At 62.2% G+C, this 25,599-nt stretch carries 23 protein-coding genes; 2 read left to right on the top strand and 21 right to left on the bottom strand.

Annotated features, from left to right (window positions below; all coding sequences use genetic code 11):
- Positions 1-47: 47 nt before the first annotated feature.
- The 8 genes from menE to GJV78_RS09230 form a co-directional block, all read right to left on the bottom strand.
- Positions 48-1,442 (bottom strand): o-succinylbenzoate--CoA ligase, encoded by a 1,395-nt coding sequence (gene menE / locus GJV78_RS09265; protein ID WP_155108066.1) that lies wholly within the window; start codon positions 1,440-1,442, stop codon positions 48-50.
- The gene (gene menC, locus GJV78_RS09260) at positions 1,439-2,401 is read right to left on the bottom strand and encodes an o-succinylbenzoate synthase (RefSeq protein ID WP_155108065.1); all 963 of its coding nucleotides are present in this window, start codon (positions 2,399-2,401) and stop codon (positions 1,439-1,441) included. Before menC ends, menE begins: the two co-directional genes overlap by 4 nt.
- Positions 2,401-3,258, bottom strand: a complete 858-nt coding sequence (gene menB / locus GJV78_RS09255) for a 1,4-dihydroxy-2-naphthoyl-CoA synthase (protein ID WP_155108064.1) — start codon at positions 3,256-3,258, stop codon at positions 2,401-2,403. The genes menC and menB overlap by 1 nt, the downstream gene beginning before the upstream one ends.
- 14 nt (positions 3,259-3,272) lie before the next feature.
- Entirely contained in the window at positions 3,273-4,037 is a 765-nt protein-coding gene (gene menH / locus GJV78_RS09250) for a 2-succinyl-6-hydroxy-2,4-cyclohexadiene-1-carboxylate synthase (RefSeq protein ID WP_167519479.1), read from the bottom strand.
- Positions 4,034-5,704, bottom strand: coding sequence for a 2-succinyl-5-enolpyruvyl-6-hydroxy-3-cyclohexene-1-carboxylic-acid synthase (gene menD / locus GJV78_RS09245; RefSeq protein WP_155108063.1), 1,671 nt, complete (start codon positions 5,702-5,704; stop codon positions 4,034-4,036). Before menD ends, menH begins: the two co-directional genes overlap by 4 nt.
- An 84-nt stretch (positions 5,705-5,788) precedes the next feature.
- Entirely contained in the window at positions 5,789-7,087 is a 1,299-nt protein-coding gene (menF, locus tag GJV78_RS09240; RefSeq protein WP_167519478.1) for an isochorismate synthase MenF, read from the bottom strand.
- 103 nt (positions 7,088-7,190) lie between these two features.
- Positions 7,191-7,496, bottom strand: coding sequence for a stress response protein ElaB (gene elaB, locus GJV78_RS09235; RefSeq protein ID WP_155108062.1), 306 nt, complete (start codon positions 7,494-7,496; stop codon positions 7,191-7,193).
- Between the two features lie 56 nt (positions 7,497-7,552).
- Entirely contained in the window at positions 7,553-8,011 is a 459-nt protein-coding gene (locus GJV78_RS09230) for a GNAT family N-acetyltransferase (RefSeq protein ID WP_155108061.1), read from the bottom strand.
- 71 nt (positions 8,012-8,082) lie between these two features.
- Between GJV78_RS09230 and rbn the strand changes: the two genes are divergently transcribed.
- Positions 8,083-9,000, top strand: a complete 918-nt coding sequence (gene rbn, locus GJV78_RS09225) for a ribonuclease BN (protein ID WP_155108060.1) — start codon at positions 8,083-8,085, stop codon at positions 8,998-9,000.
- 68 nt (positions 9,001-9,068) lie between these two features.
- A complete protein-coding gene (locus tag GJV78_RS09220) occupies positions 9,069-10,073 on the top strand; it encodes a chemotaxis protein (protein ID WP_155108059.1) in 1,005 nt (334 codons plus the stop codon).
- A gap of 182 nt (positions 10,074-10,255) precedes the next feature.
- Here GJV78_RS09220 and GJV78_RS09215 read toward each other — a convergent pair whose 3' ends face one another.
- The 13 genes from GJV78_RS09215 to nuoB form a co-directional block, all read right to left on the bottom strand.
- A complete protein-coding gene (locus GJV78_RS09215) occupies positions 10,256-10,609 on the bottom strand; it encodes a hypothetical protein (protein ID WP_155108058.1) in 354 nt (117 codons plus the stop codon).
- 235 nt (positions 10,610-10,844) lie between these two features.
- A complete protein-coding gene (gene nuoN, locus GJV78_RS09210) occupies positions 10,845-12,302 on the bottom strand; it encodes an NADH-quinone oxidoreductase subunit NuoN (protein ID WP_155108057.1) in 1,458 nt (485 codons plus the stop codon).
- A gap of 6 nt (positions 12,303-12,308) precedes the next feature.
- Entirely contained in the window at positions 12,309-13,838 is a 1,530-nt protein-coding gene (nuoM, locus tag GJV78_RS09205; RefSeq protein WP_155108056.1) for an NADH-quinone oxidoreductase subunit M, read from the bottom strand.
- A gap of 230 nt (positions 13,839-14,068) precedes the next feature.
- Positions 14,069-15,910, bottom strand: coding sequence for an NADH-quinone oxidoreductase subunit L (nuoL, locus tag GJV78_RS09200; protein ID WP_155108055.1), 1,842 nt, complete (start codon positions 15,908-15,910; stop codon positions 14,069-14,071).
- Positions 15,907-16,209 carry an NADH-quinone oxidoreductase subunit NuoK gene (gene nuoK / locus GJV78_RS09195; protein WP_155108054.1) on the bottom strand — a complete coding sequence of 101 codons (303 nt, stop codon included), beginning with the start codon at positions 16,207-16,209 and terminating at the stop codon, positions 15,907-15,909. Before nuoK ends, nuoL begins: the two co-directional genes overlap by 4 nt.
- Entirely contained in the window at positions 16,206-16,760 is a 555-nt protein-coding gene (nuoJ, locus tag GJV78_RS09190) for an NADH-quinone oxidoreductase subunit J (protein ID WP_155108053.1), read from the bottom strand. The genes nuoK and nuoJ overlap by 4 nt, the downstream gene beginning before the upstream one ends.
- A 10-nt stretch (positions 16,761-16,770) precedes the next feature.
- Positions 16,771-17,313 (bottom strand): NADH-quinone oxidoreductase subunit NuoI, encoded by a 543-nt coding sequence (gene nuoI, locus GJV78_RS09185; RefSeq protein ID WP_155108052.1) that lies wholly within the window; start codon positions 17,311-17,313, stop codon positions 16,771-16,773.
- Positions 17,314-17,326: 13 nt separating this feature from the next.
- Positions 17,327-18,304 (bottom strand): NADH-quinone oxidoreductase subunit NuoH, encoded by a 978-nt coding sequence (gene nuoH, locus GJV78_RS09180; RefSeq protein ID WP_155108051.1) that lies wholly within the window; start codon positions 18,302-18,304, stop codon positions 17,327-17,329.
- Positions 18,301-21,027, bottom strand: a complete 2,727-nt coding sequence (gene nuoG / locus GJV78_RS09175; RefSeq protein ID WP_155108050.1) for an NADH-quinone oxidoreductase subunit NuoG — start codon at positions 21,025-21,027, stop codon at positions 18,301-18,303. Before nuoG ends, nuoH begins: the two co-directional genes overlap by 4 nt.
- Before the next feature lie 54 nt (positions 21,028-21,081).
- Positions 21,082-22,419: an NADH-quinone oxidoreductase subunit NuoF gene (gene nuoF, locus GJV78_RS09170; RefSeq protein ID WP_155108049.1), complete on the bottom strand. Its 1,338-nt coding sequence runs from the start codon at positions 22,417-22,419 to the stop codon at positions 21,082-21,084.
- The gene (gene nuoE / locus GJV78_RS09165) at positions 22,416-22,916 is read right to left on the bottom strand and encodes an NADH-quinone oxidoreductase subunit NuoE (protein ID WP_155108048.1); all 501 of its coding nucleotides are present in this window, start codon (positions 22,914-22,916) and stop codon (positions 22,416-22,418) included. The genes nuoF and nuoE overlap by 4 nt, the downstream gene beginning before the upstream one ends.
- 2 nt (positions 22,917-22,918) lie before the next feature.
- Complete coding sequence (gene nuoC, locus GJV78_RS09160; protein WP_155108047.1) at positions 22,919-24,721, bottom strand: NADH-quinone oxidoreductase subunit C/D; 1,803 nt, start codon at positions 24,719-24,721, stop codon at positions 22,919-22,921.
- Between the two features lie 195 nt (positions 24,722-24,916).
- Complete coding sequence (gene nuoB, locus GJV78_RS09155; protein ID WP_155108046.1) at positions 24,917-25,591, bottom strand: NADH-quinone oxidoreductase subunit NuoB; 675 nt, start codon at positions 25,589-25,591, stop codon at positions 24,917-24,919.
- Positions 25,592-25,599: the final 8 nt, after the last annotated feature.

Here is a 25,599-nt window from a genome sequence, read left to right as displayed (position 1 = left end):
TAAACAAAACGGCAATATCCGGTGCATGGGACCGCCGATTGCCGTTTTCACGCCGTCAGCTGCGTCTGTACCCACCCGGACAGCGCCCGGCGGGATAACTTAATGCCGCCGGTTTTTAACGCTTCGGGCAGCGTCAGCCAGCGCACGGGCTGCTGAAAACGCGCCAGCTTGTCTTTTACCCAGCCGCTGAGATCGACCTCATCTCCGGCGATATACTCAACCACCGCCACCGGGCGGTGGCCAAACTCGTCATCCTCAACCGGTATGATAAAAGCCTGCGCCACCTGCGGGTGGGTGGCAATAATGCGCTCCACCTCTTCCGGCTGAATGCCTTCGCCGCCGCTGAAGAACAGGTTATCCAGCCTGCCGACGATCGTCAGCCTGCCGTCGCGCAGCGCCCCCCGATCGCGGGTTGCGAACCAGCCCTCGTCATTTGCCAGCGGCATCAGCCTGCCGTCGCGCCAGTAGCCCTCGGCCATGCTGGCGGCGCGCAACCACACCTCCTCATTGACGATGCGCACCTCCCTCCCCGGCAGAGGCGAGCCGACGTCCGCCAGGCCATCCGCCTCTTTCGCGCACACCGTGGAGGCAAACTCGGTCAGCCCATATCCGCACCAGCAGCGAATGCCGCGCTCGCGCGCCCGCTCGGTCAGGGCTACCGGGATCGCCGCGCCCCCCAGCAGCACCGCTTTTAGCGTTACCGGCGCGCGGTCCGCCAGCAGACGCCACAGCTGAGTGGGCACCAGCGAAGCATGGGTGCAGCCGGCCAGCATCTGCGCCAGCGGCTGCTTATCGCGTACGGTAATGCGTCCGCCCGCGTACAGCCAGCGCCAGAGAATCCCCTGCCCGGAAACATGAAACAGCGGCAGCGACAGCAGCCAGTCGTCTCCCCTGTCGAAAGGCATCAGCGACAGCACGCCCGCCGCGCTGGCAAGATGCGCCCGGCAGCTGTGCACCGCCGCCTTCGGCAGCCCGGTCGAGCCGGAGGTCAGCGTCATCGACGCCAGCCGTCGGGGCTGCCAGGGCGCGCAGTGCCCGGCCCGATCCTCCTGCATCCGCAGCGCCAGCAGATCGGGACAGAGGTTCTCCCCCTCCGGCTGCAGGGCAAAGCGCAGCGTTAAGCCGGGCAGCAGCGCGTCGAGCTGCGGACGGGGAAGCTGCGGATTGACGGGCAGAACCCGCGCGCCGCACTGCAGCAGCGCCAGCCAGGCCAGCAGCGTCCAGGGGCTGTTCCAGGCGCGCAGCATCACGCCGCTGCCTTCGGTCACCCCCTGCCAGGCGAAACCGCCCGCCAGCCGATCGACCCGCGCGCACAGCTCCCGCCAGCTTAATACCTCATCGTTAAAACGCACCGCCGGCGCGTCGCCGCGCGCCTGCCGCCAGTGACGCCACGGCCAGTCGCTAAAGGAGTGCGGTTGGTCGGAGGTCTGTCGTTCGGTCATCGCAGCGGTTCCAGCGCGTCACTACCGACGCACGGCAGCGGGCTGCCCGGCCAGCGGCGAAGCTGCTGCCTCTGCATCAGGCTCAGGGTATCCAGCCCCGGAACGGTGTCCGGCGTCAGCCAGGCGGCAAGGCGCGCCAGCTGGGTCAGGCCGAGGCTGGACTCAATGGCGGAGCTGATCACCGCGGTCAGCCCCAGCCCGTGGGCCGCCGCAACCTGCTCGCGCACCCGCTCCAGGCTGCCGGTCAGGGTCGGCTTGATGACCACCGCCCGCACGCCCTCTTCCGCCGCAAAGGCAAAATCGGCCTCGCGCAGGCTTTCGTCCCAGGCGATGGCGATGCCGGTTTCGCGGGCGAAAGCGCGCGACGCCTCGCGGGTCCGACAGGGCTCCTCAATAAAGGCGATGCGCTCCCGGTGCAGCGGATTAACATACTTCGCAAACTGCTGCGCCTTCAGCGGCGTCCAGGCGCGGTTGGCGTCCAGGCGCAGGCGGAGATCGGGGATCGCCTCCAGCAGCAGGTTGACCACCATGCCGTCGCGCACCGCCTCATAGAGACCCACCTTGACCTTCGCCACCTTTTCGCCCGCCATCCCGGCCAGCTGCACCACCAGCGCGTCAGGATCGCCGGTGCACAGCGGCGCGGCGCGATAGTCCGCCGCCTCCGGTAGTTCGCCGGCCAGCTCCGCCAGCGCACAGCTGACGCCAAAGGCCACCGAGGGAAGCGCAGGCAGCGAAGCGTCGCCCCGCAGCCAGCCGTCGCGCCAGGCCAGCAGCGCGCCCTGAGCCTCTTCCAGCGTCTCCTGGCTGAAGCCGGGCAGCGGCGCTATCTCCCCCCACCCTTCGCGTCCGTTTTCCTGCAGGTGAAGGTACAGCCCGTCGCGGGTTTTTAACCGCCTGTCGCGCAGAACCACCCCCGCGTCCATGGGGATCTGCCAGCGGTATACCTGCGCGCCGCGCATCAGGGATTCCGTTTGAATTTGCTGAAGTCCGGCTGACGCTTCTGGTTAAAGGCGTTGCGGCCTTCCTGTCCCTCTTCCGTCATGTAGAACAGCATGGTGGCGTTGCCCGCCAGCTCCTGCAGCCCCGCCTGACCGTCGCAATCGGCGTTGAGCGCCGCCTTCAGGCAGCGCAGCGCCATCGGGCTGTTCTGCAGCATTTCACGGCACCAGCGCACGGTCTCTTTTTCCAGATCCGCCAGCGGCACCACGGTGTTGACCAGCCCCATATCCAGCGCCTGCTGCGCGTCGTACTGACGGCAGAGGAACCAGATTTCACGCGCTTTCTTCTGGCCGACGATGCGCGCCATATAGGAAGCGCCCCAGCCGCCGTCAAAAGAGCCGACCTTCGGACCGGTCTGACCAAAGACGGCGTTTTCCGCCGCGATGGTCAGGTCGCACATCATGTGCAGCACGTGGCCGCCGCCGATGGAATAGCCGGCCACCATCGCCACCACCGGCTTCGGGCAGGTGCGGATCTGGCGCTGGAAGTCCAGCACGTTCAGGTGATGCACCCCGGAGTCGTCCTGGTAGCCGCCGTAGTCGCCGCGCACCTTCTGGTCGCCGCCGGCGCAGAACGCTTTGTCACCTTCGCCGGTCAGGATAATCACGCCGACGTTATCGTCATAGCGGGCATCCGCCAGCGCCTGAATCATCTCTTTAACGGTCAGAGGACGAAAGGCGTTACGCACCTGCGGACGATTAATGGTGATTTTGGCAATGCCGTCGGTGGATTTTTCATAACGAATATCCGTGTAGCCTTCGGAGCAATCCTGCCACGTAACCGGGGCGTAGAGCATGGTTTCATCAGGGTAAATCATAGGGTGTCCTTTAGTCAGTGACGCAGAATCTGAGCCAGACAGGCCGCCACGCCCGCGGGATTTTCCCGGTGCGCGTTGTGTCCGGCGTGATGAATGATGTGGGTTACCGCTGCCAGCTCCGCCGCCAGGGCGCGAAATTTGCCGTCGCGTTCGCCACAGAGATAATAAAACGGAAACGCCCCGCCGTTAATCCGCGCGCGCAGATCCGGCTGGACGCCAAGGGAGGTGGCTTCGAGCATCGCGGCAAGGGTGTCGCCGTTGTTACGGCTACGCAGAGCCACCAGCGTCCGGCGCTGGCTGGCGGTCAGCGACGCGAAGACCGGCTGCTGATACCAGTCGCTAAAAACCTCGCACAGCGGCTGCTGGCGAAAGCGATCGGCCCAGCGAAGATCGGACAGACGACGCCGGAGGCGCTCTTCGTCGTTCGTCAGGCCCGGATGGCCCCCCTCCACCACCAGCCCGCGCAGGCCGGAGGCCGGCGCGCCCTGACAGGCCGCCATCATCGCCACCCGACCGCCGAGGGAGTAGCCCACCAACCAGTAGTCGAGTATGTTGTAACTAATTAAGGTGGCGCGCAGCAGCGCGCTGACCTCGTCAAAGCCGCCGACGGCGATTTCCGCCGAGCCGCCGTGCCCCGGCAGATCGATATAAAGCCGCGAATGGTCGGAAAAGCGCTCGCCCACCGCCTGCCACTCCCGCGCGTCGCCGGAAAAACCGTGCAAAAACACCAGCCAGGGCATCCCCGGCCGGCCGCGTTTTGCCCGCGCGTGCAGGATCACAGCTGGCTCACCTGCGCCAGCAGCTGCTGCAGCGTATGCGCCCCATCGACGTCGTTAACCACCAGCTCGATAACCGTCGTCGCCGGAGCGCGCCAGGCGTCCGCCAGCGCGGCCTCCAGCTCCGCCCAGCTCCGGGGGCAGTGGTACGGCAGATTAAACATGGCGGCGGCATGAGCGAAGCGCACGTTCTGGGGCATCAGATAGAACTGTTCGCGCTGGCTCCGGGGGGTTGGCAGCAGCGAGAAAATCTGTCCGCCGTTGTTGTTAACCACGATCAGCACAAAAGGGGCGGAGACCTGGCGCAGCAGCGCCAGGGCGTTAAGGTCGTACAGCGCCGACAGATCGCCAACGATGGCCAGCGTCGGCCGGGCACCGGCGCGCTGCACGCCCGCCGCCGTCGACAGCAGGCCGTCGATGCCGCTGGCCCCGCGGTTGCTGTAAACCGGATAGCCCGCCGGCAGCTGCGCCAGCGCATCAATCAGGCGCACCACCAGGCTGTTGCCGACGAACAGCTGCCCCTGCTCCGGCAGATAGTCGCTAATCCGGTGCGCCAGCTGCGCCTCGCCGAAGGCGTCGCGGCGGGCGGTCACGGCCTGCCATGCCTGCTGCGCCAGCCGCGGAACGGCCGTGCACCAGGGCTGGCGCTTCTCCGCCGGATGCTTCTCCAGCCAGTCGCCCACCTCCGCCACCAGCCGCCGCCCCCGGTGGTGCGCCGGGTCCAGCCGTCCGTCGATGGCGTCGACAATCCAGTACTCCTCCGGCGTGCAGCTTGCCTGCCACTGGAGCAGACGCTTCCCGGTGAGGCTGCTGCCGAGCTGCACCACGATCTGCGCCTGCTCCAGCTCGCTGACCGCCTTCGTGTTGCCCAGCCAGAGGTCGGCGCAGGGCAGCGGCTGCCCGGTTTGCGACAGCACGTCGCCAATCAGCGGCCAGCCCAGGGTCTGCGCCCACCGCGCCGCCTTTTTTCCCTCTTCCGCGCTCATCCTGCCGGCCACCACCACGCCGCGCTTCTGTCGCCAGAAGTGCCAGTCGGGCTGAGGATCGCTCTCCAGCCGTCGCGCCGCGTTCAGCCACGGCCTGTGGTCCTGCCACCAGTCGCCGAGGCGCTGTTGCCAGGCGAGGCCCGTGTCGTCAGGTTCGCCGTACAGCGGTTCGGCAAACGGGCAGTTAATATGCACCGCGCCGCCGTGCAGCGCGGCCAGCGCGTTATCGATCGTCGAAACCAGCCAGCTCGCCGGGATATCCCTGGTCGGGCGCGGCAGCGAGAGGGTCTGCGCCGGATGCGAGGCGAACATGCCCGGCTGGCGGATCGCCTGGTTGGCACCGCAGTCGATAAGCTCCGGCGGGCGATCCGCGGTCAGCAGAATCAGCTTTTCGCCGGTCAGCCCCGCTTCGATCAGCGCCGGATAGAGGTTCGCCACCGCCGTTCCGGAGGTGACGATCACGGCTACCGGCCGTTTGCTGACCTTCGCCAGCCCCAGCGCCAGGTGACCCAGCCCGCGCTCATCGAAGTGGGTATGGTGAATAAAGGTCGCGTTTTCCGCCGCCGCCAGGGTCAGGGGCGTGGATCGGGAGCCGGGGGCAATACAGATATGCCTGACGCCGTGCCGCGTGAGAGCTTCCAGAATGACCGCCGCCCAGCGTCGGTTAAATGCGCTTACTGACATGAGATTGTCCGGTATCAATATTGCGACTAAGTATAAAGTTAAGAAAAAATGGATTATTGATATGAGTCGGGAATGTATAACTCATCAGGTGGCTATCTGTAACAAAGTGCGCAGCCCTGCCGCCTTGTTCTCAATTTCCTGCCACTCCAGTCCCGGGTCCGAGCCGCGTACGATCCCCGCCCCGGCGTACAGCCGCACCGCGCGGTCGGTCACTTTCGCCGAGCGCAGCGACACGCAGAATTCGCTCTGCTGCTGCGACAGATAGCCCGCCGAACCGGCGTACCATTCGCGATCGAAGGCTTCATTGCGCTGAATAAATCGCCGCGCCTGCTCGCGGGGAAGCCCCGCCACCGCGGCGGTGGGCTGCAGCTGTAGCAGACAAAGGGCATCATCCGCCCGGTGCAGCGTCGTCCAGATACAGCGCCGCAGATGCTGCACCTTGCGCAGCCTCAGCACCTGGGGCGGCAGCACCTCCAGCGCCCGGGTATGCTGCTGCAGCCGCTGGCAGATATCCTCTACCACCAGCATATTCTCGCGCTGGTTTTTATCATCCTTCATCAGCCAGTCGCCCAGTTGCCATGCCCGATGTTCATCAGGATGACTGGCGACGGTGCCCGCCAGCGCTTCGGTGCGCAGCGCGCAGCCGCGCCGCCGCCAGAGCCGCTCCGGGGAGGAGCCTAAAAAGGCCCGCGTCGGCGAAAAGGCCATGCAGAAGTGATAGCAGTTGAGATTCAGACGACGGCTGGCGGCCATCAGCGCCGCGGCGCTCACCGGGCGCGAAAACCGCAGGTCGGTCGCCCGCGCCAGCACCACCTTGTCAAACGCCTGGTCAGCGATGGCCCGCGTCGCCTGCCCGATCAGGCGCTCCCACTCCGGTCGCTCCGGCCGATGTTGTTCGTCGATCGGCGTCAGGCGCAGGGAGGGCAGCGGCTTCATCCCGACAAGCGCGGCAAGAAACGCCCGCGCCTGTCCGGCATCCTCGCGCAGAGACACCGCGCTCCACAGGTGCAGACGCAGCGTGGCGGCTCCCGCGCTGCGCCGCCATTCCAGACGCGGCAGAAACAGCGCCCCTCGCTGTGGCTCAAATGCGTTCAGCCCCCAGACGCGCAGATCCGGATGCGACTCATACTGTCGGAGAAACTGCTGCGCCTGCTGCAGAGAGGAGAAATCGGCGACGGCACCCAGCACGGCGGCCTCTTCATCACCGCTGCGCTGCTGCCAGTAAAACTGGGGATAAACGCCCTGAGCGGCCTGCCAGCTCAGGGCGTCAAAGGCGTCGTTCAGGGGAAAAGGCACGTCGTAAACGCGCAGTCCGGGTGCCGACGGCTGCACCTGCGATACAAGACGTATCAGACTTTCCAGCGCGGTAGTGAGTGAATGCACGCGGGCCTCTCCCGGTTAAAAACCGCGTATTATACGGGGTACTGGCCCAAAAAAGCAGTACCCCGTTTCGGGGAGTTGGCGCAATCCCGTCCGTATGGCGAAATTATCGCCGCGCCAGCAGCAGCCCAAGCACCAGCCCGGCCGCCGCGCCTACGCCAATTCCCTGCCAGGGTTTCTCATGCACGTAGTCGTCGGCTTTGTAAGCGGCCTGCCTGGCCCGATAGTAGTAGCTGTCAGAGGCCTGGCTGACGCGCTTTTTCACGTCATCCAGCGCCCGTTCGGCCCGCGCCTTCAGCTCAACATATTTCTGATCGGCAGGGTCGCCCGAGGAGCGCAGCACTTCTTCCAGCGTTTCGCTCAGCAGCGTCAGGTCATCATCGATACGCGAATCACCAAATTGATATGACATTCTCGTTCTCCATCCATTTAATAAGCCCGCCCATAACTATAGCCAACGGCTGCGGTTTACGCCTGCTCCCCCTCCCGCGCCATCCCTACGTGCGGAATGCCGTCTTCGTCATAAACGTCGGTGACCGCCCTGAAGCCAAAGCGCGCGTAGAAATCCTGCAGATGAGCCTGCGCGCTGAGGTAGATCGCCCTGCCCGGCCAGCGCCGCTGACAGACCGCCAGGGTTTGTCGCATCAGCTGCTGACCCAGCGCCTCTCCGCGCAGCGCCCGGCTGACGATAACCCGGCCGATCGCCAGCGGCCCGTCATCCTCACGCGGTAAAATTCTGGCGTACGCCGCCAGCTCGCCGTTACGCCAGCCGAGAATGTGGCGGTTTTCTCCCACTAAATCTTCGCCGTCGACATCCAGATACGGACATTTCTGTTCAACAACAAACACCTCGCTGCGCAGCTGAAGCAGCGCATAAAGCTGCGCAACGGTCAGTTCGGCGTGGTGAAGATCCTGCCAGTTGATCATGGAGCGCTCCCGTTGATAATTTGTTTTATACCAGGCTGTAACTCTTAACCAGGCAAAAATGCAGAGAAATAATGCAATTATACTTTTTAGGCACCTCTGCGGGCGTTCCGACCCGCACACGCAATGTGCCGGCGATGCTGTTAAATTTACAGCACCCGACCCGGGCCGGACTCTGGCTGTTCGACTGCGGCGAAGGCACGCAGCAGCAGATGCTGGCCACGCCGTTTAATCCGGGCAGGCTGGAGCGTATCTTTATCAGCCATCTGCACGGCGACCACCTTTTCGGCCTGCCGGGGCTGCTGTGCAGCCGCTCGATGGCCGGTAGCCCTCTGCCGCTGACCCTGTACGGACCGAAAGGGCTGCGGGAGTTTACCGAAACCGCCCTGCGTCTGAGCGGCTCCTGGACCGACTATCCGCTGGAGATTATCGAAATCGGCCCCGGAAAGATTCTCGACGACGGCCTGCGGACGGTCACCGCTTACCCGCTGGCGCATCCGCTGGAGTGCTACGGCTATCGCGTCGTTGAACACGATAAACCCGGCGCTCTGAATGCCAAAGCGTTAAAAGCGGCGGGCGTGCCGCCCGGCCCGCTGTTTCAGCAGCTTAAGGCTGGCAAAACCGTCACCCTTGACGACGGCCGCCAAATTAACGGCGCGGATTTTCTGGCTCCGGCCACGCCGGGCAGGTCGGTGGCGCTGTTTGGCGACACCGCGCCCTGCGCCGCGGCCCTGGCGCTGGCACAGGGGGTGGACGTAATGGTACATGAAGCGACGCTGGAGGCCGCAATGGAGGAGAAAGCCAACGGCCGCGGGCACAGCACCTCCCGCCAGGCGGCCCAGCTGGCGCGGGAGGCGGGCGTCGGCAGGCTGATTATTACCCACCTTAGCTCCCGCTACGATGAACAGGGCTGCCAGCGCCTGCTGGATGAGTGCCGGAAGATATTTCCGTCAAGCGAACTGGCCGACGATTTCGCCGTTTTCTGCGTTTAGCGCTCCACTTTTTGTCCAGGGTGCCGATAACTCCCCAGAGAAGGCTGGCTTTTACAACGAGGACAAGGATGGATAACTTCCAGAAAGATATTGACGACAGGGCCAATCTGACCCTGTCTAACCGCTTTGAGCTGCTGCTGTTTCGGCTTGGCACCTCACTGCATGAACAGAAATCCGAACTGTTTGGCATCAACGTATTTAAGCTACGGGAAATCGTGCCGATGCCGAAATTCACCCGTCCTGCCGGCATGAAACCTCCGCTGCTGGGGGTGGTTAATATACGTGACCAGACGATCCCGGTTATCGATCTGCCCGCGGTGGCCGGCTGTAAACCGGAGAGCGGGCTGAATATCCTGCTCATCACCGAATATGCCCGCAGCGTGCAGGCCTTCGCCGTGGAGTCGGTGGAAAATATTATGCGTCTCGACTGGAAGCAGGTACACACCGCCGAGAAGGCGGTGAACGGCCGCTATATCACCAGCATTGCCTGTCTGGACGATAACAAGGAGACCAACAGCCTGGCGCTGGTGCTCGACGTTGAGCAGATCCTGTATGACATCGTGCCCGCCAGCCACGATCTGCGCACCACTAACCTGCAGATTAATAAATTCAACATTACCCCCGGCGCGGTAGCCATTGTCGCTGAAGATTCTAAAGTCGCCCGCGCGATGCTGGAAAAGGGGCTGGACGCGATGGGCATCCCGCACCAGATGCATATGACCGGCAAAGACGCCTGGCAGAAAATCCAGCTGCTGGCCCAGGAGGCGGAAGCCGAAGGTAAAGCAATCAGCGAGAAAATTGCCCTGGTGCTGACCGATCTCGAAATGCCGGAGATGGACGGATTCACCCTGACGCGAAAAATTAAGAGCGACGAGCGGCTGAAAAAGCTGCCGGTGGTGATCCACTCTTCGCTTTCCGGCAGCGCCAACGAGGATCATGTGCGTAAGGTGCAGGCGGACGGCTACGTGGCGAAGTTTGAGATCAACGAGCTGTCGTCGGTGATTCAGGAGGTGATGGATCGCGCGGCGAAAAATATCAGCGGGCCGCTGGTAAGCCGGCAGCTTATTAGCTGATCGGGCGGCGGCCAGCGCAACCGGCCATGCGCGGCACGGGATAGCCCACCGCGCGGCGGGTCTCGCCAACCCGCGCACCGCTCCGCTCAGCCTTTACCGCCGCCGGGACGATACGCCTTATCGCCCGGCAAAAACCGCTCGCCGTGACGATAGACGCAAAGTGCGGAAAAATCACCCCGTGATTATGGGTCCGACCGGCTCCAGATAACGTCCCGGGCGGGGCCAAAAGTAATCTGTTTTATGGTGTCGGGTACGGTTAACGTATAGCTGAACTGCCCCGTACGTCCCGCCCCGGCGGGCGATAAATAGACCCGTAACGCCACGGAGCCAGCGGGCTGCTCAACCTGCTCGATCCGCTCCACGGCCAGCGCGCTATGGGCTGCAAGACCGCTAACCGTTACCCGCCTCTTCCCGCCTGCGCCATGCGCCTCGTTAACGGTAAGATTGATGACGTCCTGTTTCGCTAATAGCAGGCTCTGTTCCTTACAGCCGGGCAGTAAGGTCACCATTAATACAAGCAGCAGTCGGTTAAGCATAAAAATTCCTGACATGAATATGACCGATAACGCCCTCACCGAAAGCGCAGCAAAAGGAGGCGTCTGCACGGCCTTCGACCAGGTAAGGCTGTCCCTCTGCCTTTTCCCGCGAGTAGAGCGAACAGGCTGGCCGGGACGAACGATAAATCCGCAGAAAAAACTAAAACGCCCGATACATTCATCAGGCGTTCTGTGGTTTATTGCTGCCGGGCGGTCAGGCACCCGCCCGCTTCGCTTACATCATCGGCATCGCAAGCCGTACAACGTCAATCAGCGGCTGAGGCCAGATGCCCAGCACCAGTACCAGCAGCGCGGAGATCAGCACCACGATGCCGCCCGCGCTGTACTGCCAGTTGGTCGGCGCATCGCGGCCGGGCTGCCGCGGCGCGCTCAGGTAGAGGCTGACGGCCATGCGCAGGTAATAGTACAAACCAATCGCCGAGCCGATCACCACGGCGGCAACCAGCCACCACTGCTGCGCCTGTACGCCAACCGCCAGCACGTAGAACTTGCCGATAAAGCCCAGGGTCATCGGAATACCCGCCAGCGAAAGCATCATCACCGTCATTACCGCCGCGAGGATCGGCCGGTGCCAGAACAGGCCGCGATAAGAGAACAGCGAGTCGGCGTCCGGGCCACTGTAAGGGCTGGACATCAGGCTGACCACGCCAAACGCGCCGAGGCTGCTGAACAGGTAGCCTGAGAGATAGACGCCGACCGTCTCCATCGACATTTCGCCCGCCTGCAGCGCCACCAGCGCCACCAGCAGATAGCCGAGGTGAGAAATAGACGAGTAGCCGAGCAGACGCTTAATGTTGGTCTGGCTCAGCGCCATCAGGTTACCGAAGATGATGGAGGCGAAGGCAATCACCCCCAGCACCACACGTACCGCTTCGCTGTCGCCCACCGGCGCGTAGAGGAACAGACGCATCACCACCCCAAAGATGGCGATTTTACTCGCCGTCGCCAGGAAGGTGGAGACCGGAGCCGGAGCCCCCTGGTAGACGTCCGGCGTCCACAGGTGGAACGGCACCAGCGAGAGCTTAAAGCCGAGGCCGACGATCATCAGCCCCAGCCCCGCCAGCAGCAGCGGCTCGTGCAACATGCCGTCGCCCAGGCTCTTGCCGAGCGCGAGGAATGACAGGTTACCGGACTGCGCGTACACCAGCGCCATGCCGAACAGCAGGAACGACGAGGCGGCGGCGGAAAGAATGGTGTACTTAATGCTGGCTTCCAGGGAGCGCTTCTGCCGGAAAGCGTAGCCCACCAGGCCAAACAGCGGCAGGGAGATAAGCTCTATGCCGAGGAACAGCGCCGCCAGGTGGTTGGCGTTCGCCAGCAGGATGCCGCCCAGGGTAGCGATCAGCACCAGCAGGTAGAACTCTTCCTTGTTATCGTCATAGCCTTCGAGCCACGGGTAAGCAAAGGTACAGGTGGCCAGGCTTGCCAGCAGAACCAGCCCGGTATAGAGCATAGCGAAACCGTCAACGCGCATCAGCGGGGTGACGTCCATGCTGCCCGCCTGACCGACAAACCAGAGCGAAACCAGCGCGGCGTTCAGCCCGATAACCGACAGCGTGGCGTTCAGGAAATGATTGCGCCGCGCGGCTATGGAAAGCATCACGACCACCACCGTCAAACCGACGATCAGCAGCGGCAGCAGCGCAATCAGGTGTTGTGGAGTTAAAGTCATAGCGCTTTACGGCCTTGTAGTAGTAACGGAATTAACAAACCACTGCTGGATGTTGCTCATCGCAGAATGCGAGGTATCCAGAACCGGCTGCGGATAGAAGCCAAGCAGTACCAGAAGCACAACCAGCAACAGGATGATAAACAGCTCGCGCAGCGACATCCCCGGCAGCTCCCGGGCGGCGATTTCGCTCTTTGCCTTACCGAAGTAAGCGCGGCTCAACATCGCCAGCGAGTACACGGAGGCGAACACCAGACCGAAGGTGGAGATCACCGTAATAACCGGCACCACCTGGTAGCTGCCGAACAGGATCATAAACTCGCCAACGAAGTTGCCGGTGCCCGGCATACCAAGCGTCGCCACCGCGAAGAACATCGACAGCGCGGGCAGCCATTTCATCTTGCCCCACAGGCCGCCCATCATGCGCATATCGCGGGTGTGCAGACGTTCGTACAGCTGGCCGCACAGAATAAACAGGCCCGCCGCGGAGAGGCCGTGGGCGATCATCTGGATCACCGCCCCCTGGTACGCCAGCTGGCTGCCGGTGTAGATGGCGATCAGCACAAAGCCCATATGCGAAACGGAGGTATAGGCGATCAGCCGCTTGATATCGTACTGGGTGAAGGCCATCCACGCGCCGTAGAAGATACCGATGACCCCGAGCCACATAGCGATGGGCGCAAACTCCGCCGAGGCGTTGGGAAACAGCGGCAGGGAGAAACGCAGCAGGCCGTAGGCCGCGGTTTTCAGCAGAATGCCCGCAAGGTCGACGGAGCCGGCGGTCGGTGCCTGGGAGTGGGCGTCCGGCAGCCAGCCGTGCAGCGGTACCACCGGCATTTTCACCGCGAAAGCGATGAAGAAGCCCAGCATCAGCAGGTATTCCATGCCGTGGGACATCGGCGTCTTCAACAGCGCTTCGTAGCTGAAGGTCCAGACGCCGGTGGCGTTGTAGTGCACGAACACCAGCGCCAGGATGGCGATCAGCATCACCAGACCGCTCGCCTGGGTGTAGATAAAGAACCTGGTGGCCGCCGCGATGCGCGTTTTCCCGTCCGAGGCCTTGTGGCCCCAGAGTGCTATCAGGAAGTACATCGGCACCAGCATCATTTCCCAGAAGAAGAAGAACAGGAACATATCGATGGCCAGGAACACGCCGATTACGCCGCCGAGGATCCACATCAGGTTGAGGTGGAAGAAGCCCTGATATTTTTCGATCTCTTTCCAGGAGCAGAGAACCGCCAGAACGCCGAGCAGGCCGGTCAGTACCACCATCAGCAGCGACAGCCCGTCGAGTGCCAGGTGGATTGAGATGCCAAAGCGCGGGATCCACGGCAGCAGGAACTCAGACCGCCACTGCGGAAGCCCCGCGGATTGCGTCAGTGAATAACCGCCCTGCAGCCACAGCTGTAGAGAGAGCGCGAACGTCAGTCCCATGGTAATCAGCGCGATCCAGCGCGGCACCTTCACGCCGAAGCGTTCGGTCTGCCAGCACAGGAGGCCGCCGATAAAGGGGATTAGTATCAACCAGGGTAATAACATAGCTAAGTATGTCCCTTATATTTACTCCTGCTCAGGCTATCTTGCTCGCCAGCCCGAACCCCGGCAGTGCTCGCAATCCTCACGTACTTGAGTACGCTCCGGTTGCTGTGCGCTGGCGGTTTCCGGTCTGACTTCGCCGATGACGCCTGTACTTCAGGAACAGTTACTAAAATTCATTCTTAGTTCACAGGCCCGACATACCGCCGGGCATATTCACTCAGCCAACAAACTCAACGCAACACCATCAGCAGCGCCAGCACGATAACCGCGCCGATGCTCATGGACGCCACATACCAGCGCAGGTAACCGTTCTCGCTGAACAGCAGGCCGCGGCCTGCGTAGCGGGAAAGGAAGCCGGGTATATTCATCAGCGCATTCAGCGGATCGCGCTTAAGCAGCCATGCGATGCCAAGATACGGCTTCACAAACACCTTATCGTACAGCCAGTCGAAGCCCCAGGCGTTGTACCACCAGGCACCCAGCAGGCGGCCCGGCGCGCTATTGGCAATCGACGTGACAAGCGTACGTTTGCCCAGCCACAGCCATGCAGCAATCAGGATGCCCGCAATCGCCACCGCGCCGGAGGTGATTTCCAGGGTCAGCAGGCGGCCGTGATCCAGCGCGGCGCTCTCCGGCAGCACGCCCTGCAGCGGCGGCACAATCAGCGCGCCGACGAAGGTGGAGAGCACCATCAGCACGATCAGCGGCAGGTGATGGGTAATCCCCTTCCCGGCGTGGGCGTGAATTTGCGCTTTACCGTGGAAAACAATGAAGATCATCCGGAAGGTGTACAGGGAGGTCATAAAGGCCCCCACCAGCCCCGCCGCCGCCAGGTTAACGTGGCCATTGGCCATCGCCCCGGCGAGGATCTCATCCTTACTGAAGAAGCCCGCGGTGATGAGCGGCAGCGCCGACAGCGCCGCGCCGCCGACCAGGAAGCAGAGGTAAACCAGCGGAATGGATTTGCGCAGTCCGCCCATCTTAAAGATGTTCTGCTCGTGGTGGCAGGCCAGGATCACCGAACCGGAGGCGAGGAACAGCAAGGCTTTAAAGAAAGCGTGGGTCATCAGATGGAAAATCGCCGCGTCCCACGCCTGCACGCCGAGCGCCAGGAACATATAGCCAATCTGGCTCATGGTGGAATAGGCCAGCACCCGCTTGATATCGGTCTGCACCAGCGCGGCGAAGCCCGCCAGCACCAGGGTGATCGCCCCGATACCCCCCACCAGATGGAGGATCTCCGGGGTCATCAGGAACAGGCCGTGGGTGCGGGCGATCAGGTAGACGCCGGCGGTCACCATCGTGGCGGCGTGGATCAGCGCGGAGACCGGCGTCGGACCGGCCATCGCGTCGGCCAGCCAGGTCTGCAGCGGCAGCTGGGCGGATTTACCCACCGCCCCGCCCAGCAGCATCAGCGTCGCCCAGGTCAGCATATTATTGCCCGCCTGGAAGTGCGCCGGTGCCAGCTCTACCATTTCGCGGAAGTTCAGGGTGCCCAGCTCGCTATAGAGAATGAACAGGGCGAAGGCGAGAAACACATCGCCCACGCGGGTCACCACAAACGCCTTGATGGCCGCAGCGCCGTTCTTCGGATCGCTGTAGTAGAAGCCGATCAGCAAATAGGAGCACAGGCCCACCCCTTCCCAGCCGAGATACATCAACAGCAGGTTGTCGGAGAGCACCAGAACCACCATGCTGGCGATAAACAGGTTGGTATACGCGAAGAAGCGCGAATAGCCCTCCTCGCCGCGCATGTACCAGGAGGCGAACATGTGGATCAGGAAGCCGACGCCGGTGACCACCGACAGCATGGTCAGCGACAGGCCGTCCAGCACCAGGCTGAAGCCGATGTTAAAGTCGCCGACCGACATCCACGTCCACAGGGGCAGGCTGAAGGCCTGCCGGCCGCTGGCGAAGAAGTCCACGCCGACAAAGGCGGTCACCAGCGCCGCCAGGCCGATTGAGCCGACGCCCACGACAGCGGAGAGATTTTCCGACCAGCGCCCGCGGGAGAAGGCCAGCAGCACATAGCCAATCAATGGCAAAATAATGGTTAAGGCAAGCATGTTCATCCACGCATCTCACTTACTGAATCAATGTTCAGGTTCTGGCGACGGCGGTGCAGCTGCAGCAGCAGCGCCAGCCCGATGCTCGCCTCGGCAGCAGCAAGGCTGATGGCGAGAATGTACATCACCTGGCCATCGGACTGGCCCCAGTAGCTGCCGGCGACCACGAAGGCCAGCGCGGAGGCGTTAATCATAATTTCCAGACCGATCAGCATAAACAGCAGGTTGCGGCGGATAATCAGCCCGGTCAGACCCAGCACGAATAATATCGCCGCGAGGATCAGTCCGTGTTGTAAGGGGATCATGCGTGCTCCTCCGTTTTTCTTTTCGCGCGGTCTTCAGCACGATTGCTCAGCACTTCGCCCGCCCGCTCCTCGCGACCGATGTGGAAGGCAACCACCAGACCGGCCAGCAGCAGCATGGAAGCCAGTTCCACCGCCAGTACATAAGGGCCAAACAGCGTAATGCCCACCGCCTTCGCGCCGATCGCCGTACCATCGATACCCTGGTCGTTAACGCCCAGAATGGCGTAAACGATAACCGCCAGCATGATGGCCGACAGAATCGCCGGGCCGATCCACACCTGCGGCTTCAGCCACTGGCGCTCACGCTCGATTTCCGGGCCGCCCAGGTTGAGCATCATCACCACGAAGACAAACAGCACCATAATGGCACCCGCGTAGACGATAATTTCCAGCGCGCCGGCAAAGTAAGCACCCAGCGAGAAGAACACCCCGGATATCGCCAGCAGCGAAATAATCAGGTACAGCAGCGCGTGCACCGGATTGGTATGGGTGATCACCCGCAGGGTAGCGAGAATGGCGACCAGGCCACAGATATAAAAAGCGAACTCCATTGCCCTCTCCTTACGGTAACAGGCCCTTGACGTCGACAGGACGGGCTTCGTTCTCTGCTTCGCCCTTATCTTTGCCGTCGATTGCCATACCTGCCATCCGGTAGAAGTTATATTCCGGGTACTTGCCCGGACCGGAAATCAGCAGATCCTCTTTCTCGTAAACCAAATCCTGGCGCTTGTACTCGCCCAGCTCGAAGTCGGGCGTCAGCTGAATCGCCGTCGTCGGACAGGCCTCTTCGCACATACCGCAGAAGATGCAGCGCGAGAAGTTGATGCGGAAAAACTCCGGATACCAGCGGCCGTCCTGTGTCTCCGCCTTCTGCAGCGAAATACAGCTGACCGGACAGGCAACCGCACAGAGGTTGCAGGCTACGCAGCGCTCCTCGCCGTCCGGATCGCGCGTCAGTACGATCCGTCCGCGATAGCGGGGCGGCAGATAAACCGGCTCTTCCGGATACATCTGCGTTTCACGTTTGGCGAATGCGTGCAGGCCAACCATCCAGATACTGCGTACCTGGGTGCCAAAGCCCACCAATAATTCTTTTAAGGTCATGGTCTTGTGCCCCTTATTGCGCCTGCCAGAGAATGACAGCCGCCGTTACCAGCAGATTGATCAGCGTCAGCGGCAGACAGATCTTCCAGCCAAAGGACATGACCTGGTCATAGCGAGGACGCGGTAACGACGCGCGAATCAAAATAAACATCATCATAAAGAACGCGGTTTTCAGCGCGAACCAGATGAACGGCGGTAAAAACGGGCCGTGCCAGCCACCGAAGAACAGGGTAACCATCAGCGCGGAAATGGTGACGATACCGATGTACTCGCCCACGAAGAACAGGCCGAACTTCATGCCGGAATATTCAATGTGATAGCCGTCGGCCAGCTCCTGTTCGGCCTCCGGCTGGTCGAACGGGTGGCGGTGGCAGACCGCCACCCCGGCGATGGCGAAGGTGACAAAACCAAAGAACTGCGGGATGACGTTCCAGATATTGGCCTGGTTTTCAACAATATCGGACATATTGAACGAACCGGCCTGGGCCACCACCCCCATCAGCGAAAGACCAAGGAACACCTCATAGCTCAGGGTCTGCGCGGAGGCGCGCATCGCCCCCAGCAGCGAGTATTTGTTGTTGCTCGACCAGCCGGCGAACAGCACCGCATACACCGCCAGCCCGGCCATCATCAGGAAGAACAGCAGCCCGATATTCAGGTCGGCGACCACCCAGCCGGGGCTGACCGGCACGATGGCGAAGGCCAGCAGCAGCGAGGTGAAAGCGATCATCGGTGCCAGGGTAAAGATGACCCGGTCGGTAAACTTCGGCACCCAGTCCTCTTTAAAGAACATCTTGATCATATCCGCCACCAGCTGGAGCGAGCCGCCCCAGCCGACGCGGTTAGGCCCGTAACGGTTCTGGAACAGCCCCAGCAGGCGACGTTCGCCAAAGCTCATGAAGGCCCCGCAGGTCACCACCACCAGCAGGATCACCACCGCCTTGAGCACGGTCAGCAGGATGTCGATAAGCTCCGGTGTAATCCAGTTCATTGTTGTGCCTCCTGCAGATCCTCAAGGTGTTCACCCGTAAGAAACGGCGCGATGCCGGGCATCCCCATCGGCAGACCGACCTGCCCGGCCGTTAAGCCTTCGGCGATTTCCACCGGCAGCGTGACCCTATTGCCACCGTAGCTGAAGGTGAGGCGCGTACCGGCATTGACCCCCAGCTTCGCGGCGTCCGCCGGGTTGAGCTTCAGGTAGGGCTGTGGCATCCGACTCTGAAATACCGGAGCGCGCTGGGACAGCTCGTCGCTGCCGAACAGATGATAGTACGGCGCGATACGCCAGCGCCCCTCCTGCGCCCGGAAGCTCTCCGGAACGGCGGTGAAGTAGTCCAGCCCGCCCGCCGTCGCTTCAATCAGGCGCACGCCCGGATCGCCGTGGCGCAGATGGCCGCCCACCTCATCCTGGAACTTGTTCCACGCCTGCGGAGAGTTCCAGCCCGGAGCCCAGGCAAACGGCACCTGTGAACGCGGGGCCGACGGCTGGTTGTTCCCCTCCATAGAGAAGGCGAACATGGTGTCCCGATCCTGCGGCTGACGCGGCTCATGCACGCTGATATTGGCGCGCATGGCGGTCCGGCCGCTGTAGCGGTGCGGCTCGCGCGCCAGCTTCTGCCCGCGAATGCGGAAGCTGGCATCCGGGGCGGCGTCTTTGATTCCGGCCAGCGCCGGGATGGCGGCCGCCACGGCGTCGATAACGTGATCCAACTGGGTCCAGTCCACCTCGCGGTTGCGCACGGCACTGTGCAGCGCGTGCAGCCAGCGCCAGCTCTCCAGCATGGTGGTCTTTTCGTCGTAGTACGCCGGATCGTAAACCTGGAAGAAGCGCTGGGCGCGGCCTTCGTTGTTGATTACCGTACCGTCGCTTTCGGCGAAGCTTGCCGCCGGCAGCACCAGGTGGGCGTGTTCTGCAATCGCCGTGCGCTGATGGTCGATCACCATCACCAGCGGCGCTTTCGCCAGCGCGGCGTTAACCCGGACGGCGGAGGCGTGACGGTGCAGATCGTTTTCCAGCACCACCACGGCGTCCGCACGACCGGTTTCCAGCTCGAGCAGCGCGTCGTCAAGGGAGCCGCCGCCCATCATGCCCAGCCCCATGCTGTTAACCGAACGGGCGATCATGGTGATGCCGACGTCCGCCCCGCGGCCCTTCAGCGCCTTCGCCACGTTGGCAGCGGCCTGAATCACTTCCGTACTGCCGGCGTTGGTGCCGGAGATAATCAGCGGCTTTTTCGCCCCAGCCAGCGCCTGGGCAATGACGTCAATTTTGCCCTGCAGCTCGCGGCTGATGCCGTCAACCGCCGGCGCGGCGGCGTCCAGCGCATGGGCAATGGCGAAGCCTAAGCGCGCCTGATCTTCAACCGGAGCACGCCAGGTCCAGGCGGCGATGTCGTCCAGCCGGGTGCTGTCAACGTTGGTGACGAACAGCGGATATTTGGCGCGCTGGCCGATGTTAAGGATCGCGGCGATCTGCCAGTCGGCGACCTTCTGGGCCGCCGCCATTTCGCGGGCTTTGCCCTTCACCGCCTGACGAACCGCCAGCGCCACGCGCGCGCCGGTCTGGGTGATGTCTTCGCCCAGTACCAGCACCGCGTCGTAGGTTTCAATGTCGCGCAGTGCCGGAGTATGGATGCCCCCCTCGCGCAGCACCTTCAGCGCCAGCTGCAGGCGCTCCTGCTCGCCGCGGGCGATACCGGTGTAGAAGTTTTCCTCACCCACCAGCTCGCGCAGCGCAAAGTTGCTCTCAACGCTGGCGCGCGGAGAGCCGATGCCGATCGCCTTCTTCGACTGGCGCAGAATATCCGCCGCTCCCACCATCGCCTGCCCGGCGTTGAGGATAATCAGGTCGTCACCGCGACGCTGCACCGGCTGACGCGGACGATCCTTCAGGTTCACGTAGCCATAGCCAAAGCGGCCGCGATCGCAGAGAAAGTAGTGGTTTACGCTGCCGTTGTAGCGGTTTTCGATGCGGCGCAGCTCGCCGTAGCGCTCACCGGGGCTGGTGTTGCAGCCGACGGAGCACTGCTGGCAGATGCTCGGGGCAAACTGCATATCCCATTTACGGTTGTAGCGCTCGGAGTGAGTTTTATCGGTGAACACGCCGGTCGGGCAGATTTCCACCAGGTTGCCGGAAAATTCGCTCTCCAGCACGCCATCTTCCGGGCGGCCAAAGTAGACGTTGTCGTGCGCCCCGTAAACCCCCAGATCCTCGCCATCCGCGTAATCTTTGTAATAGCGCACGCAGCGATAGCAGGCGATGCAGCGGTTCATTTCATGGGAGATGAACGGCCCCAGATCCTGATTGCGGTGGGTGCGCTTGGTGAAACGGTAGCGGCGAAAGCTGTGGCCGGTCATCACGGTCATATCCTGAAGGTGACAGTTGCCCCCCTCTTCACAGACCGGACAGTCGTGCGGGTGGTTGATCATCAGCCACTCCACGACGCTTTCGCGGAACTGTTTTGCCTCTTCATCATCAATAGAGATAAAGGTGCCGTCGGCCGCTGGCGTCATACAGGACATCACCAGGCGGCCGCGCGTGTCTTCCGCGTTCTGGTACTGCTTTACCGCACACTGGCGGCAAGCACCGACGCTGCCCAGCGCCGGGTGCCAGCAAAAATAGGGAATATCAAGGCCGAGGGAGAGACACGCCTGCAGCAGATTGTCCGCGCCGTTGACCTCATATTCTTTGCCGTCTACATGAATCGTAGCCATTAGCATGCTTCCAGTTGGCTCAGCCAGGGCCGAGCGTTAATCAAAATTCTGTTTTTACCAGCGCGCCTTAAGCAGGTTCGGCTGTACGCCGTTGATGGCGTGGGTATTGCTGAACGGCTGCTTAATGCCCGCTTCAAATTCTTCGCGAAAGTACTTAATCGCGCTCTGCAGCGGCTCTACCGCACCCGGCGCGTGCGCGCAGAAGGTTTTACCCGGCCCGAGGAAGCGACACAGCTGCTCAAGCGTCTCGATGTCCCCTGGCTGGCCTTCGCCGCGCTCCAGGGCGCGCAGAATTTTTACGCTCCACGGCAGACCGTCACGGCACGGCGTACACCAGCCGCAGGATTCGCGGGCAAAGAACTCCTCCAGGTTGCGCACCAGCGGCACCATGCCGATCTCGTGGTCAACCGCCATCGCCAGCGCGGTGCCCAAACGGCTGCCCGCCTTGCCGATGCTTTCAAAATCCATCGGCAGGTCGAGATGCGCTTCGGTGAGAAAGTCGGTCCCCGCGCCGCCCGGCTGCCAGGCCTTAAACTTCAGGCCGTCGCGCATACCGCCGGCGTACTCTTCGAGGATCTCCCGCGCGGTGATGCCGAACGGCAGCTCCCACAGCCCCGGATTTTTCACCCGGCCGGAGAAGCCCATCAGCTTGGTGCCCGCGTCTTTACTCTGCGACAGACTCTGATACCACGCCACGCCGTTGGCGAGGATCGCCGGAACGTTGCACAGCGTTTCAACGTTGTTGACGCAGGTCGGCTTACCCCACGCCCCGGAAGTGGCCGGGAACGGCGGCTTGGAGCGCGGGTTGGCGCGGCGGCCCTCCAGCGAGTTGATCAGCGCCGTCTCTTCGCCGCAGATATAGCGCCCTGCCCCGGTGTGTACGAACAGCTCGAAGTCAAAACCGGAGCCAAGGATGTTTTTACCCAGCAGGCCGGCCTCGGTCGCTTCGGCGATGGCGCGGCGCAGGTTGGCCGCCGCCTCGATATATTCGCCGCGCAGGAAGATATAGCCGCGGTATGCCTTCAGCGCGAAGGCGGAGATCAGCATCCCCTCCACCAGCAGGTGCGGCAGTTGCTCCATCAGCAGGCGGTCTTTGTAGGTGCCCGGCTCCATCTCATCGGCGTTACACAGCAGGTAACGGATGTTCATGGATTCGTCTTTTGGCATCAGGCTCCACTTCAGGCCGGTGGAAAAGCCCGCCCCGCCGCGCCCTTTCAGGCCAGCGTCTTTGACCTGGCTGACAATGTCGTCCGGGGAGAGGCCGCTTAAGGCCCGGCGCGCGCCCTCGTAGCCGTTCTTGCTGCGGTATTCATCCAGCCATACCGGCTGTTGGTCATCGCGCAAACGCCAGGTCAGAGGATGGGTTTCGGGAGTACGGATAATGTCTCTCATTTATACCGCTCCAGCAGTTCAGGAATCCCTTCCGGGGTCAGATGCGCGTGGGTATCGTCATCGATCATCATGTTCGGCCCTTTATCGCAGTTCCCCAGACAGCAGGTCGGCAGCAGCGTAAAGCGGCCGTCGAAGGTGGTCTGCCCCGGCTTGATATTGAGCTTCTGCTCCAGCGCGGCCTGAATCCCCTGGTAGCCGTTGATATGGCACACCACGCTGTCGCAGTAGCGGATCACGTGACGCCCCACCGGCTGGCGGAAGATCTGGCTGTAGAAGGTGGCCACGCCTTCGACATCGCTGGCCGGAATGCCCAGCACCCCGGCGATGGCGTGGATCGCGCCGTCCGGCACCCAGCCACGCTGCTTCTGAACGATTTTCAGCGCTTCAATGGACGCCGCACGCGGGTCTTCGTAGTGGTGCTTCTCGTGCTCAATGGCCTCACGCTCTGCCGCACTCAGCTCAAAAGCCTCGGTTTGTAATGGTTGATTATCGTGCATAATTAGCGGTCCACATCTGACATAACAAAGTCGATACTCCCCAGATAGACGATCAGATCCGACACCAGGCTGCCGCGGATCGCCGACGGGATCTGCTGCAGGTGCGCAAAGCTCGGCGTGCGCACGCGGGTGCGGTAGCTCATGGTGCTGCCGTCGCTGGTCAGGTAGTAGCTGTTGATCCCCTTGGTCGCCTCCACCATCTGGAAGGATTCGTTAGCCGGGATCACCGGCCCCCACGAAACCTGCAGGAAGTGGGTGATCAGGGTTTCGATATGCTGCAGCGTGCGCTCTTTCGGCGGCGGCGTGGTCAGCGGGTGATCCGCTTTGAACGGCCCCTCGGGCATGTTGTTGAGGCACTGCTCAAGGATGCGCAGGCTCTGGCGCAGCTCTTCCACCTTCAGCATCACGCGGGTGTAGCAGTCGGAAACGCCGCCGCCCACCGGCACTTCGAAGTCGAAGTTTTCATAGCCTGAATAGGGACGCCATTTGCGCACGTCGAAGGCAATGCCGGTGGCGCGCAGGCCCGCGCCGGTGGTGCCCCACTCCAGCGCTTCCTTCGCCCCGTAGGCGGCCACGCCCTGAGAGCGCCCCTTCAGAATAGTGTTGCGCAGGGCGGCCTTCTCATAGGAGGCCAGACGCTTCGGCATCCAGTCGAGGAATTCGCGCAGCAGGCGCTCCCAGCCGCGCGGCAGATCGTGCGCCACGCCGCCGATGCGGAACCAGGCCGGGTGCATACGGAAGCCGGTGATGGCCTCCACCAGGTCGTAGATTTTCTGCCGGTCGGTAAAGGCGAAGAACACCGGCGTCATTGCGCCAACGTCCTGAATAAAGGTGGAGATATAGAGCAGGTGGCTGTTGATGCGGAACAGCTCCGAGAGCATCACGCGGATCACATTGACGCGATCCGGCACGGTTATTCCCGCCAGCTTTTCCACCGCCAGCACGTAGGGCATCTCGTTGACGCAGCCGCCGAGGTATTCGATGCGGTCGGTGTACGGGATGTAGCTGTGCCAGGACTGGCGCTCGCCCATCTTCTCCGCGCCGCGGTGGTGATAGCCGATATCCGGCACGCAGTCGACGATCTCTTCGCCGTCAAGCTGCAGAATGATACGGAACGCGCCGTGAGCGGACGGATGGTTCGGGCCGAGGTTGAGAAACATAAAGTCCTCGTTGTCGGTGCCGCGCTTCATCCCCCACTCTTCCGGCCTGAAGGTCAGCGCCTCCATCTCCAGATCCTGCCGGGCTTTAGTCAGCTCGAACGGGTCGAACTCCGTGGCACGCGCCGGGTAGTCTTTACGCAGCGGGTGGCCGGTCCAGGTTTTCGGCATCATAATGCGCGTCAAGTGCGGATGGCCTTCGATATCAATGCCAAACATCTCCCAGGTTTCGCGCTCGTACCAGTTGGCGTTGGGGAACAGTCGGGTAAAGGTCGGCACCCGCAGATCGTTTTCGCTCAGCGCCACCTTAAGCATGATATCGCGGTTACGCTCGATAGAGATCAGATGGTAGAAAACGGAGAAGTCCGCGGCGGGCAGCCCTTCGCGGTGGGTGCGCAGACGCTCATCCATGCCGTGCAGGTCAAACAGCATGACGTAAGGCTTCGGCAGTTTCTTCAGGAACTCGCCCACCTCAAGCAGCTGCTCGCGCTTTACCCAGACAACGGGAACCCCGGTGCGGGTCGCCTGGACGGTAAAGGCATCCGGCCCAAAACGGTTGCGCAGTTCGCCAATAACCGGGTCGTCAAGGTGATCCCGGGTAAGCCATACGGCGTCTTGCGCGGTTAAGTCGGTCATAGTATTCACCATTGCAAATGGTCCGTGGTGACTGTCGACAGGGCTTCGCGCTATTTATTTCACGTTATCCATCAGGCGGCTTCCGCATCGGCCGCTGAACGGGGCAGGCGTCAGGAAAATTCGCTCAGCTACCGCACTGACACCACCTGAATGATTGTGTCTATTTAATAATAAGCGAAGTGAAACGCCGCTGCCGACAGGCGCAAATTAAATCTCGTCAGGCGTACGCAGGTTCGTTACCGCAATGCGTTCGCCACGCTTACGCTCGCGCTCTGACTGCATATTGGCGCGGTAAACGCCCTGCTCGCCTACGACCCAGGAGAGCGGACGACGCTCTTTGCCGATGGACTCCTGCAGCAGCATTAACGCCTGCATATACGCTTCGGGGCGCGGCGGACAGCCCGGGATATAGACATCAACCGGGATAAACTTATCTACGCCCTGCACCACCGAATAGATATCGTACATGCCGCCGGAGTTGGCACATGCGCCCATGGAGATGACCCACTTCGGCTCCAGCATCTGATCGTAGAGACGCTGGATCACCGGTGCCATCTTGGTAAAGCAGGTGCCGGCCACCACCATCAGATCGGCCTGACGCGGAGAGGCGCGCAGCACTTCTGCGCCGAAACGCGCCACGTCGTGAACGGCGGTAAAGGAGGTCACCATCTCCACATAGCAGCATGAAAGACCGAAGTTGTACGGCCAGATCGAGTTTTTACGCCCCCAGTTAACCATGTCATGTAGCGCATGTTCGAGCTTGCCCATATACACGCTTTTGTTAACTTCTTGTTCCAGGGGATCAGTTACGATCTCCTGTTTTTGCAGGGGGTAACGGTCATTCTCACCGTTAGGATCTATGCGGGTGAGCGTATAATCCATCTTATTGC

It is taken from the genome of Intestinirhabdus alba (assembly GCF_009711095.1).
Lineage (GTDB): Bacteria > Pseudomonadota > Gammaproteobacteria > Enterobacterales > Enterobacteriaceae > Intestinirhabdus > Intestinirhabdus alba.
This window is presented reverse-complemented; position numbering and strand designations above follow the sequence as displayed.